General features: G+C 69.2%; 9 protein-coding genes. 7 read left to right on the top strand and 2 right to left on the bottom strand.

Annotation, left to right across the window (positions count from 1 at the left end):
* The first annotated feature begins 5 nt into the window (after nt 1-5).
* A complete protein-coding gene (locus ABZ948_RS33410; RefSeq protein ID WP_037767789.1) occupies nt 6-305 on the top strand; it encodes a WXG100 family type VII secretion target in 300 nt (99 codons plus the stop codon).
* 354 nt (nt 306-659) lie between these two features.
* Here ABZ948_RS33410 and eccCa read toward each other — a convergent pair whose 3' ends face one another.
* Nucleotides 660-4,637, bottom strand: a complete 3,978-nt coding sequence (gene eccCa / locus ABZ948_RS33405; RefSeq protein ID WP_359765946.1) for a type VII secretion protein EccCa — start codon at nt 4,635-4,637, stop codon at nt 660-662.
* A gap of 329 nt (nt 4,638-4,966) precedes the next feature.
* On the opposite strand from eccCa, the gene eccD reads away from it, so the two are divergent.
* On the top strand, nt 4,967-6,472 hold the full coding sequence (eccD, locus tag ABZ948_RS33400) for a type VII secretion integral membrane protein EccD (RefSeq protein WP_359765944.1): 1,506 nt from the start codon (nt 4,967-4,969) through the stop codon (nt 6,470-6,472).
* 67 nt (nt 6,473-6,539) lie between these two features.
* On the opposite strand, the gene ABZ948_RS33395 is transcribed toward eccD, so the two are convergent.
* Entirely contained in the window at nt 6,540-6,833 is a 294-nt protein-coding gene (locus ABZ948_RS33395; RefSeq protein WP_359765942.1) for a DUF397 domain-containing protein, read from the bottom strand.
* Between the two features lie 269 nt (nt 6,834-7,102).
* On the opposite strand from ABZ948_RS33395, the gene rpsO reads away from it, so the two are divergent.
* From rpsO to ABZ948_RS33370, 5 genes are all read left to right on the top strand, one after another.
* On the top strand, nt 7,103-7,390 hold the full coding sequence (gene rpsO, locus ABZ948_RS33390) for a 30S ribosomal protein S15 (RefSeq protein ID WP_031484852.1): 288 nt from the start codon (nt 7,103-7,105) through the stop codon (nt 7,388-7,390).
* A gap of 304 nt (nt 7,391-7,694) precedes the next feature.
* Nucleotides 7,695-9,911 carry a polyribonucleotide nucleotidyltransferase gene (locus tag ABZ948_RS33385; protein ID WP_359765939.1) on the top strand — a complete coding sequence of 739 codons (2,217 nt, stop codon included), beginning with the start codon at nt 7,695-7,697 and terminating at the stop codon, nt 9,909-9,911.
* Nucleotides 9,908-11,287, top strand: coding sequence for a M16 family metallopeptidase (locus ABZ948_RS33380; RefSeq protein ID WP_359765937.1), 1,380 nt, complete (start codon nt 9,908-9,910; stop codon nt 11,285-11,287). The genes ABZ948_RS33385 and ABZ948_RS33380 overlap by 4 nt, the downstream gene beginning before the upstream one ends.
* A 28-nt stretch (nt 11,288-11,315) precedes the next feature.
* On the top strand, nt 11,316-12,068 hold the full coding sequence (gene dapB, locus ABZ948_RS33375; RefSeq protein WP_359765935.1) for a 4-hydroxy-tetrahydrodipicolinate reductase: 753 nt from the start codon (nt 11,316-11,318) through the stop codon (nt 12,066-12,068).
* Nucleotides 12,069-12,081: 13 nt separating this feature from the next.
* Complete coding sequence (locus ABZ948_RS33370; protein ID WP_359765933.1) at nt 12,082-12,537, top strand: hypothetical protein; 456 nt, start codon at nt 12,082-12,084, stop codon at nt 12,535-12,537.
* Nucleotides 12,538-12,577: the final 40 nt, after the last annotated feature.

Here is a 12,577-nt window from a genome sequence, read left to right as displayed (position 1 = left end):
CAGGCATGAGCCGCAACAACGACGGTCTTTCCGTCGCCTATGACGGGCTGGACTTCGCGGCCACCAGGATCGGTAACGAGGCAAAGCAGCTCGAACAGGATCTGCAGGAACTCCGACAGATGGTGGAGAACAGTCGGCAGTACTGGGCGGGCCAGGCGCAGGACCAGTTCAACGAGAAGCTGCGCCGCTGGGACAAGGAAGCCAACGACATCCACCAGGCCCTGATGGGCATCGGCCACGTCGTCGGCCAGTCCGGCGGTACGTACATGGAGGGCGACAAGAAAGCCGCCAGCTACTTCATGTAGAGCGCGGAGGGTTCAGTTGCGGGGGTGGGCGTGCGCGGGAGACGCCCACCCCCGCCTGCGTTTGCCCCGAGGGCCCCTTGAGCAGCCGGGTGACAAATCTGGATGCGGAAGATCGCCCATGCCTGGCCGGGGCACTCTCGCACATGCCCATGCGGGCTGCGCGTACGGGACGAACCAGGACTCGTCGGCTTCCTGCATCAGACCACCCACTGATGTGGATGTCCTTGCGGGGAGGGCCAGCCGTCGGTCGCGTCGCGGGCGGTCGCCGCGGCCAGCCTCCCATGGCGCTCGAACCGGGTCAGTCGCCGCGGAGGGCGACGGTCGGGTGGTCGGACGCGACCCGCCGCAGCCGCTTCACCCTCCGTGCCCCTCAGGCACCAACCCGACCTGGACCAGCGGCTTGCCCCGCTTGCGGGACACGAACACACCCCTGCCCGCAGGCATCGGACGCGGCCGCACGCCACCCAGCAGATCTCCTTCGCCGGGATCGCCGGCGAGAACCACGCCTTGCGCTCCGAGTTCCTTCATACGCTGCATGAACGGCTCGTACCCAGCGCGCCCCGCGCCCGCCGTCGACCTGGCGATGATGAACCGCACCCCCACGTCCCGCGCGAACGGCAGCAGCTCCGTCAGGCCGGACAGCGGATTGCCGCTCGACGTGGACACCAGGTCGTAGTCGTCGATGACGATGTAGACCGTCGGGCCACGCCACCAGCTGCGGTCGCGCAGTTGATCGGGCGTCACGTCCGCGGTGGGCGTACGGCGCTGCATCAGGTTGGCAAGCGCGTCCATGTGGTGCTGCATCTGGTTCGACATGGGGATGTATTCCGCCAGATGCGAGTTCGGCGTCAGGCCCAGCAGAGAGCGCCGGTTGTCGACCACGAACAGCTTGCACTCGTCGCCGTCATAGCGCTCGGTGAGGCGCTGGATGAGCAGCTTCAACAGGTTGGACTTGCCGGACTCGCTCTCGCCGAAGATGAGGAAGAACGGGTCCTGGTCGAAGTCCACGAACACCGGCTGGAGGTTGTCCTCGTCAAGCGCGAAGGAGATCCCGCGGTTCGGGAAGCGGTTGCCAGGGGGAAGCTGGTCCGCCCGGAACTCCCTCGGCAGTAGCCGCACTTCCGGGGCACCCGGCTGCTGCCAGTGCCGGGAGACCTCGGTGGTGAGGGCCTGCGTCGCCTCGGCCAGGTCCGTGTCGGAGGAGAGACCGTCGATCCGGGGGACCGCCGCCATGAAGTGCTGCTTCTGCGGGGTCTGACCGCGGCCCGGCACGCCGGTCGGCACATTGGCCGCGACCTTGCGGTCGAACTCGGAGTCCATGGGGTCACCGAGCCTCAGTTCCAGGCGGTTCATCAGATGGTCCTTGAGATTGGCACGGACCTCCATCGAGCGCGAGGCGGTGAGAATCACGTGGATGCCGTAGCCGAGACCGCGCGCCGCGATGTCCAGCACCGCGGGCTCCAGCCCGTCGTAGTCCGAACGGAAGTTGCCCCAGCCGTCGATGACGAGGAAGACATCACCCCACGGCTGGTCGGTCGTCGAGATGTCGCCCCGCGCGCGACGGGCCCGGAACTCGGCGATGGAGGAGATGCCTGCGGTGCGGAAGTACTCCTCGCGCCGCGTCATGATGCCGTACACCTCGGCGACCGTACGCCGGACCTTCTCGGGGTCCAGACGCGAGGCCACCCCGCCCACGTGCGGCAGCCCCGCCACCGCCGACAGGCCGCCACCGCCGAAGTCGAGCCCGTAGAACTGCACCTCCTGCGGGGTGTGCGTGAGCGCGAACGACGCGAGGATCGAGCGCAGCAAGGTCGACTTGCCGGACTGCGGGCCACCGAGGATCTGCATATGGCCGGCCGCGCCTGCGAAGTCCGTCCAGAGCGGGTCGCGTCGCTGCTCGTACGGCTTGTCGACGAGCCCGATCGGGACGACGAGCCGGCCCGCGCCCTCGTAGCCGGGCTGGGTGAGACCGCGGCCCGGTACCGCAGCCAGGCCAGGCAGCAACGAGTCCAGTGAGGGCGGGCTGTCGAGGGGTGGCAGCCACACCTGGTGGGCCGCCGGACCCTGCGCCTCAAGACGCCGCACGATGACGTCGAGCACGGTATCGGCGAGTGCGTCGTCGGCCCTGTCCGGTTCCTCCTCCTGACGCTGCTGGGGCACCGCCATGTACTGGACCGGCACCGGGGACGCGGTGAACAGCACGGGCTTGCGGTCGACCGGGATCGGTCCGTTGAACGCCGCTGCCTGCTGGGAACCAGCGCGGTACACACCAGAGACGTACGCGGCCTTGAAGCGGACCATTTCGTCGGTGCCGAACTTCAGAAAGCCGGAACCGGGGACGTTCGGCAGCTCGTAGGCGTCCGGGACGCCGATTGCGGCACGCGACTCCGCAGCCGAGAACGTCCGCAGGCCGATCCGGTACGACAGGTACGTTTCCAGGCCGCGCAGACGCCCCTCTTCAAGGCGTTGTGAGGCCAGCAGCAGGTGCACACCGAGCGATCGGCCGATACGGCCGATCTGCACGAACATCTCAATGAAGTCCGGCTTGGCTGTGAGCAATTCACTGAACTCGTCGATGACGATGACGAGCGAGGGGATCGGCTGAAGCGGGGCACCGGCCGCGCGCGCCTTCTCGTAGGCATGAATGTTGGCGTAATTGCCGGCGTCGCGCAGCATCTCCTGCCGGCGGTTGAGTTCACCGCGGATGGAGTCGCCCATGCGGTCGACGAGGGTCAGGTCGTCCGCAAGATTGGTGATGACCGCGGCGACGTGCGGCATCCGGGCCATGCCGGCGAAGGTCGCACCGCCCTTGAAGTCCGCGAGGACGAAGTTCAGGGTTTCCGAGGAATGAGTCACGGCGAGGCCGAGGACGAGCGTGCGCAGGAGCTCCGACTTGCCCGAGCCCGTGGCACCGACGCACAGGCCGTGTGGGCCCATGCCTTCCTGCGCGGCTTCCTTGAGGTCGAGCATGACGGGCCGGCCGTCCTCGCCGACACCGATCGGCACGCGTAGCCGTTCGGACTGCGAGCGTGGCCGCCAGGTGCGCCGGGGATCGACGGCGGCGGCGTCGCCGAGGTTGAGCAGGTCCGTGAACTCCAGGTTCGCCAGGAGAGGTTGGTCGTCGTCACCGCCCGACGCCGGCCGCAGCGGAGCCAACTGCCTGGCCAGGGCTTCCGTTGCCTCGTAGGACAGCACGTCGGGCGTGCCCTCGTAGACCATGCCGTGCGCCGATTCCAGGCGCAGCTCGCGAGGATGCACGACGACGGAGAGATCACCGCGTCCGCCCGTGAGGTGGCCGGGTGCCACCTCGAGAACTGTCACGCCCTGCAGGCCTTCCGGACTGGCCAGTAGTGAGGTGGGGGGCAGGGAGACACCGTCGAGAACGACCACCACGTGCGGCTGCTCGGGCACCGGCGGTGCGGTGGGATGGAAGCGCGGACGGCCCTGGAGCCGGGTGCTCAGCAGTTCCTCGAGTTCGACCGTACTGGTGGTGATCAGACGAAGGCTGCCGGCACCATCAGCTTCGCTTTGCGTCTGCACATGTGGCAGCCATTTGGCCCACTCCCACTCGGGTGCGGCCTCACCGGTGACGGCGACGGCGATGACGAGATCCTCGGGGGAGTGCAGCGACGCGAGGGAAGCGGTCATCGCGCGGGCGGTGCCGCGTACGGTGGCCGGCTCGCCGCTGATCGACACGTGATAGAAGGCGCGCAGAGAGACCGCCATCGGCAGGTCCTCGAGGGTGCTGTGTGCGGCCAGGAAACGCTGCATGGCGCCCGCCGTCAACGGCTCCAACTGGTCCACCGGCGCGCTTTGCGGCGGAATCAGAGGTGTGGCCAGGGCTTGCGGGCCGAGGCCCACGCGTACCTGCCCGAAGTCCTCATCACCAGTGCGGCGTTCCCACACCCGGCTGCCCTCTGCCACCAGCGCCCACAGTTGCTCCGGTGAAGGATGCAGGTAGTACTGGGCGTCGCGTTGGGCCTTGGCCGTATCTTGCGCGTGCCGGCGGGTCTGGGACAGATATCTGAGGTAGTCGCGGCGCATGTCGGCCAACTGACCTTGGCTGCCCCGCCGATATCGGATCAGCATGGCGATGCCCATGGCGATCGTCGAGGCCACCATCACCATGCCCATGATCTTCATGAAGGGATGGGCCTGGGGGTTGAAGAAGAACACCACGGACCCGCCCATGCCGAGCATGGGCAGGAGCTGCATCAGGGCGCCTTCCTGCTGCCCGCGCGGAAGCTCGGGCGGTGGTTGCAGCATTACTTCTTCCGTGGGCACTTCCCTAGGCAGTGCTCGCGGTGGGCGCTTGACGACGATGTGGCTCACTTCGCACCAATTCCCTTGCCCAGCCGACCAGTTCCATTTGCCGCCCCGTGTCCGGCGAACGTCGATCGCGAAGCGTGATCCTACTGACAAGCAATGACATCGGCGGACGGTAGGGTGCCTCCCGAGACGTGTGAGCAGTTGCGAATCGGACCAGGAGAACCGGGCAATCCGCAACGTTCGATACGAGTGCCGCCGCCTGCTCCTCAGCCGAGCAGCGCATGTGACCGGCGGCGCGGGCGGCGGGCGCGACGCACGGAGATCCTTACCGGCGGTCGGGCGCTTGGCGCCGCGATCGCCTTCACCACTGACGAGGGGAACAGCAGGTGAGTATGACGGCCTCAGTGCCGACCGGCGCGACCAGCGGAGCGGGCACCGGAGCCCCTCTCGGGGTGGGCACCGGGTTTGGCTTCTGCCGGGTCACCATCGTGGCGCCTGACAGCCGGATCGACGTGGCACTGCCCGACGACCTAGCGGTCGCCGACCTCTACCCTGAGATCCTGCGGCTCTCCCGGCAGAGCCCCGCCGAGGGCGCTCCCGTCGGCTATCACCTCGTACGCCGTGACGGCACCGTTCTCGACAGTTCCCGCTCCTTCGCGGCACAGCGGATCCTCGACGGCGAGTTGCTTACGCTGCGGCCCTTTGCCGAGTCGCTGCCCCCCGCGGTCTTCGACGACGTCTCCGAGGCGGTGGCTGCCGCTGTCACCCAGGATCGCACGCTCTGGAGTGGCGCCCTCACCCGTGTCGCCGGGCTGATGGCGGGTGGGATCCTGTCCGCGTTGCTCGCCTTCGTGATCTGGAGTTCCCAGACCCGCCACGACATGCACAGCCTCCAGGGCATTCTGGCCGCCGTCGCCGGTGTCCTCCTGACCACCATGGCGTGCGTTCGCGCGCGCGTGTACACGGACCGGGGCTCCGCGGTCGCCCTGGGCCTCGGCGCCCTCCCTAACATCGCCGTCGCGGGATCCGGATTGCTGCCCCTGTCGGCGGGGCAGGGCATCGGGCGGCTGCAGTTCCTGCTCGCCTGTGCGGCGGTCCTCGTCGCCTCCGTCGTCCTCACACTGGTGTCGCCGGGTGGCGACGGCCCCTTCGTGGCGTTCGTATTCGCCTCCGCGATCGGCCTGCTCACCACGTTCGTTGCGATGCTCACCCATCTCAGGCCCGTTGAGACCGCCGCTGTATGTGCCCCGCTCGCGGTCTGCGCCCTCGCCTTCCTGCCCGGCCTGTCCATGCGCTTCGCCCGGTTGCCCATCGGCTTCGAAGCTCCCACCCCCGCAGGCGGCTACACGAGGGAGGAGACCGCACTGCAGGAGCCCCTCGACGCCGAGCGCATCGCCGCCCAGGCCCGCCGCGGCCACGAACTCCTCGTCGGCCTTGTTGGCGGATGCGCACTCGTCGCCGTCGGCGCGTCGATCGTTCTCGGTTTCGAGGGCAACGTATGGGCGCAGCTCCTCGCCCTGGCCACAGGCGTCGCGATGCTGATGCGAGCCCAGCTGTTCCGCTACACGGCGCAGGTCGGCGCCACACTCGCCGCCGGTCTGGCCGCCCTGATCTTCCTCGGCCTCGGACTCGCCCTGAACCCGCCCGTGGAGTCCTGGCGGGACGCCCTCCAAGGCGACACCGCCGGCCTCGACATCCGCTCCGTCTGGCTCGCAGCCGCCATCGCCGGAGCCACCGCCCTGGTGACCGCGATCGGCCTGATCGCTCCGCGCCGCGGCGTCACCCCCGTCTGGGGGCGCTTCCTGGAGATTGCCGAGGGCTTCGTCCTGCTCACTTTGATCCCGCTGGCCCTGGCCGTCTTCGACGTATACGCGCAGGCGCGGGCCATGACCGGCTAGCGCATGCGCTAGGGCACCGCATGTCAAAGCGGGTGGCACGCGCGCGTGCCACCCGCTTTGACAGGGCTCACGTGGCGGCGAGGCCCTCGTCGGACGACCGCGGCTCCAGATCGAACTCCCCGTCCCGCGCCCCCAGCACGAACGCCCGCCACTCCGCCTCCGTGTAGCGCAGCACCGTCCCCGGGTCGAGTGAGGACCGCATGGCCACGGCCCCCTCGGGCAGATAGGCGATCTCGACCCGCTCCTCGTGCTCCTCGGTGCCCGGCGCGCAGTGCCACTCGACACCGGAGATGTCGAGGGCGTAGAGCTCGTCGCGCTCCCGCTCCTTGCGTGCCTTGATCTCCTCAGCCGTCTCCGCCATCTCGCAGCGACCCCTTCCCGACGTACGAACGATCCGAGCCCGCCCACCCTAGTGGCCGCCCCGGCCCCGCCCGGGAGGTTCGGGGACCAGGGCAAAGACACCCCCGACCGCCTGGTACCCTGGTCGACGGCCGTTTGTGTACGCACCCCCGGAGCCGATCGCCCTGGAGGCCGCGCCCAGCGGATCCCCGCCTTCCGAGTCATGGAAGCTCCCCCGAGAAGCAGACCGGGGGCACTCGGTGGCTATCCCACAGATTATGAGGAGTACGCGTGTCGCTCGACGCCGCTACGAAGAAGCAGATCATGGCCGAGTTCGGTACCAAGGAGGGTGACACCGGCTCCCCCGAGGTCCAGGTCGCTCTGCTGTCGCGTCGGATCTCCGACCTGACCGAGCACCTCAAGACCCACAAGCACGACCACCACTCCCGCCGTGGCCTGCTGATCCTGGTGGGTCAGCGTCGCCGCCTTCTCCAGTACCTGGCGAAGAAGGACATCCAGCGCTTCCGTGCGCTGGTCGACCGCCTCGGCATCCGCCGTGGTGCGGCGGGCGCCAAGTAAGACGCCGTGAAGGGAGCGGTTCCCGGACGAAACGGGACCGCTCCCTTTGCTGTACGCGCGGAACTGTACGTGCGGAGTGTCACCACCCCTTTGTAGTGTGGTAGCACAACGCAATACGGACGACACAGCACGACAAGAAGAGGAGAGGCGCACCAGGCCGCCGCCGGTCCTCGGTAGTGGCCCCCGGGGGGAAGCGAGCCCCGGGTGCTTCGATCGAAGACCGGCCAGCACAGCACGGCGCGCATCTCCGCAACCGTCCCCCTGCCACACGGGCAGCCGGGACGAAGACGAGGAGAAAACGCTAGTGGAGAACGAGACCCACTACGCCGAGGCCGTCATCGACAACGGCGCCTTCGGCACCCGCACCATCCGTTTCGAGACGGGCCGCCTGGCCAAGCAGGCCGCCGGCTCCGCCGTGGCGTACCTGGACGACGACACCATGGTGCTGTCGGCCACCACCGCCTCCAAGAACCCCAAGGACCAGCTCGACTTCTTCCCGCTCACGGTGGACGTCGAGGAGCGGATGTACGCCGCCGGCAAGATCCCCGGCAGCTTCTTCCGCCGCGAGGGCCGTCCCTCCGAGGACGCGATCCTCACCTGCCGCCTGATCGACCGCCCGCTGCGCCCGTCCTTCAAGAAGGGCCTGCGCAACGAGATCCAGGTCGTGGCCACGATCATGGCGCTCAACCCCGACCACCTGTACGACGTCGTGGCGATCAACGCCGCCTCCGCGTCCACGCAGCTGGCCGGCCTGCCCTTCTCCGGCCCGATCGGCGGCGTCCGCGTCGCGCTGATCAACGGCCAGTGGGTCGCCTTCCCGACGCACACCGAGCTCGAGGACGCCGTCTTCGACATGGTCGTCGCGGGCCGCACCCTGGAGGACGGCGACGTCGCGATCATGATGGTCGAGGCCGAGGCCACCGAGAAGACCATCCAGCTGGTCAAGGGCGGCGCCGAGGCTCCGACCGAGGAGGTCGTCGCCGCCGGTCTGGAGGCCGCGAAGCCCTTCATCAAGGTCCTTTGCAAGGCCCAGGCCGACCTCGCGTCGAAGGCCGCCAAGCCGACCGCCGAGTTCCCGATCTTCCTCGACTACCAGGACGACGTCCTGGAGGCGCTCACCGGCGCCGTCAAGCCCGAGCTCGCCCAGGCGCTCACCATCGCCGGCAAGCAGGAGCGCGAGGCGGAGCTGGACCGCGTCAAGCAGCTCGCCGCCGAGAAGCTCCTGCCGGAGTTCGAGGGCCGCGAGAAGGAGATCTCCGCCGCGTACCGCTCGCTCACCAAGCAGCTGGTCCGCGAGCGCGTGATCAAGGAGAAGAAGCGCATCGACGGGCGCGGGCTGACGGACATCCGTACGCTCGCCGCCGAGGTCGAGGCCATCCCGCGGGTCCACGGCTCCGCCGTGTTCGAGCGTGGCGAGACCCAGATCCTGGGCGTCACCACCCTGAACATGCTCCGCATGGAGCAGCAGCTGGACACCCTCTCCCCGGTGACCCGCAAGCGCTACATGCACAACTACAACTTCCCGCCGTACTCCACCGGCGAGACCGGCCGCGTCGGCTCCCCGAAGCGCCGCGAGATCGGCCACGGCGCCCTCGCCGAGCGCGCCCTGATCCCGGTCCTGCCGACGCGCGAGGAGTTCCCCTACGCGATCCGCCAGGTTTCCGAGGCGCTCAGCTCGAACGGCTCGACGTCCATGGGCTCCGTCTGCGCCTCCACCATGTCGCTGCTGAACGCCGGTGTGCCGCTCAAGGCCCCCGTCGCCGGTATCGCCATGGGCCTGATCTCCCAGGAGATCGAGGGCGAGACGCACTACGTCACCCTCACCGACATCCTCGGTGCGGAGGACGCCTTCGGCGACATGGACTTCAAGGTCGCCGGCACCAAGGAGTTCGTGACCGCCCTCCAGCTCGACACCAAGCTGGACGGCATCCCCGCCTCCGTCCTGGCCGCCGCCCTCAAGCAGGCCCGTGACGCCCGCCTCCACATCCTCGACGTGATGATGGAAGCGATCGACACGCCGGACGAGATGTCCCCGAACGCGCCGCGGATCATCACCGTGAAGATCCCGGTCGACAAGATCGGCGAGGTCATCGGCCCCAAGGGCAAGATGATCAACCAGATCCAGGAGGACACGGGCGCCGAGATCACCATCGAGGACGACGGCACGATCTACATCGGTGCCGCCGACGGCCCCGCCGCGGAGGCCGCCCGCGCCACGATCAACGGCATCGCCAACCCGACGATGCCCGAGGTCGGCGAGCGCTACCTCGGTACGGTCGTGAAGACGACCACCTTCGGCGCGTTCGTCTCCCTGCTCCCCGGCAAGGACGGTCTGCTGCACATCTCGCAGATCCGCAAGCTGGCCGGCGGCAAGCGCGTGGAGAACGTCGAGGACGTCCTCGGCGTGGGCGCGAAGGTCCAGGTGGAGATCGCCGAGATCGACTCGCGCGGCAAGCTCTCCCTCATCCCCGTGATCGAGGGCGAAGCCGACGACGACCAGAAGGACGACACCGACAAGTGACGTCGAGCAGCTCCAAGGCGACGGCCCGCACCTCCTCCGAGGCGCGGGCCGTCGCCCGTACCCAAACCCTCATCAAAGGCCAGAACGGCATCGGCACGGTCCGCAAGACCACCCTCCCGGGCGGCCTGCGCATCGTCACCGAGACCCTGCCCTCGGTCCGCTCCGCGACCTTCGGCATCTGGGCGCACGTCGGCTCCCGTGACGAGACCCCCGCGCTGAACGGCGCCACGCACTACCTGGAGCACCTGCTCTTCAAGGGCACGAACCGCAGGTCCGCCCTGGACATCTCCTCCGCCATCGACGCCGTCGGCGGCGAGATGAACGCGTTCACGGCGAAGGAGTACACGTGCTACTACGCACGCGTGCTCGACAGCGACCTGCCGCTCGCCATCGACGTCGTCTGCGACATGCTCACCGGCTCGCTCATCCTCGAGGAGGACGTCGACGTCGAGCGCGGCGCCATCCTCGAAGAGATCGCCATGACCGAGGACGACCCGGGCGACTGCGTGCACGACCTGTTCGCGCACACGATGTTCGGCGACAACCCCCTCGGCCGCCCGGTCCTCGGCACGGTCGACACGGTCAACGCCCTCACCGCCGACCGCATCCGCCGCTTCTACAAGAAGCACTACGACCCGACCCACCTGGTCGTCGCGTGCGCCGGCAACATCGACCACGCCAAGGTCGTCCGGCAGGTCCGCGCCGCCTTCGAGAAGGCCGGCGCCTTCAAGGACCTCACCGCCGACCCCGTCGCCCCCCGCGACGGCAAGCGCGCCCTGCGCACCGCTGGCCGCGTCGAGCTGATCGACCGCAAGACCGAGCAGGCCCACGTCGTGCTCGGCATGCCGGGCCTGTCCCGCACCGACGAGCGCCGCTGGGCCCTGGGCGTGCTGAACACCGCCCTCGGCGGCGGCATGTCCTCCCGCCTCTTCCAGGAGGTCCGCGAGAAGCGCGGCCTGGCCTACAGCGTGTACTCGTACACCTCGGGCTTCGCCGACTGCGGCCTGTTCGGCGTGTACGCGGGCTGCAGGCCGTCGCAGGTGCACGACGTGCTGAAGATCTGCCGCGACGAACTGGACCACGTCGCCGAGCACGGCCTCTCGGACGACGAGATCGGGCGCGCGATCGGCCAGCTCCAGGGCTCCACGGTCCTCGGCCTGGAGGACACCGGCGCGCTGATGAACCGTATCGGCAAGAGCGAGCTGTGCTGGGGCGAGCAGATGTCCGTGGACGACATGCTGTCCCGGATAGCCTCGGTCACCCCGGACGACGTCCGCTCGGTCGCCCGCGAGATCCTGGGACGGCGGCCCTCCCTGTCGGTCATCGGCCCGCTGAAGGACAAACAGGCGGCCCGCCTGCACGACGCCGTCGCCTGACAACCCCCTGGTGAAGGAAGCACAAGAGATGAGCAAGCTGCGCGTGGCGGTCCTCGGCGCCAAGGGCCGGATCGGCTCGGAAGCTGTACGGGCCGTCGAAGCCGCCGACGACATGGAGCTGGTCGCCGCCCTCGGCCGGGGCGACAAGCTGGAGACGCTGACCGAAGCCGGCGCCCAGGTCGTCGTCGAACTGACCACGCCCGACTCGGTCATGGCCAACCTCGACTTCTGCGTGCGCCACGGCATCCACGCGGTCGTCGGCACCACCGGCTGGACCGACGAGCGCCTCGCGCAGCTGAACGGCTGGCTGGAGCAGTCCCCGGAGACCGGCGTGCTCATCGCGCCGAACTTCTCCATCGGGGCCGTCCTGACCATGAAGTTCGCGCAGATCGCCGCCCCGTACTTCGAGTCCGTCGAGGTCGTCGAGCTGCACCACCCGAACAAGGTCGACGCCCCCTCCGGCACCGCCACGCGCACCGCCCAGCTCATCGCCGAGGCCCGCCGCAACGCCGGCTCCGCCCCCGCCCCCGACGCCACCACCAGCGCCCTGGACGGCGCCCGCGGCGCCGACGTCGACGGCGTCCCGGTCCACGCCGTCCGGCTGCGCGGGCTCCTCGCCCACCAGGAGGTCCTGCTCGGCGCCGAGGGCGAGACCCTGACGGTCCGGCACGACTCGCTCCACCACAGCAGCTTCATGCCGGGCATCCTGCTCGGCGCCCGCCGCGTGGTGAGCACCCCGGGCCTGACCTTCGGCCTGGAACACTTCCTGGACCTGAACTGAGCCCCTGACCGTCATGCGCGCGAAGCTCTCCTACGCCCTCACGGCCGCCGTCCTGGTCGTCTACTTCGTCCTGGTCGGCAGCCGCGGCGTCCTGCTCATCGAGACCGGCACGCCCGTCACCGTCGCCTTCGGTCTCGCGGTGCTGATCCTGCCGGTCATCGGCGTGTGGTTCCTGTGGAAGAACACCCAGTTCGTCCGCAGGGCCAACGCCCTCGCCGCGGAACTCGACGCCGAGGGCGGCCTGCCCGTGGACGAGTTGAAGCGCACTCCCAGCGGCCGCATCGACCGCGACTCCGCCGACGAGGTCTTCGCCCGGCGCAAGGCCGAGACGGAGGCCGCTCCCGACGACTGGCGCACCTGGTTCCGCCTCGCCGTCGCCTATCACGACGCCCGCGACACCCCGCGGGCCCGCAAGGCGATGCAGCGCGCGATCGCCCTGCACGACGGCAAGCAGCCCGAAGCCGCCTGAAATCCCCTCCCCCTCATGCCGGCGGGGCCGGACCGCGCAC

The organism is Streptomyces olindensis (genome assembly GCF_040645895.1).
Lineage (GTDB): Bacteria > Actinomycetota > Actinomycetes > Streptomycetales > Streptomycetaceae > Streptomyces > Streptomyces olindensis.
The sequence above is the reverse complement of the archived record's forward strand: the minus strand, read 5'-3'. Positions and strand labels throughout refer to the sequence as shown.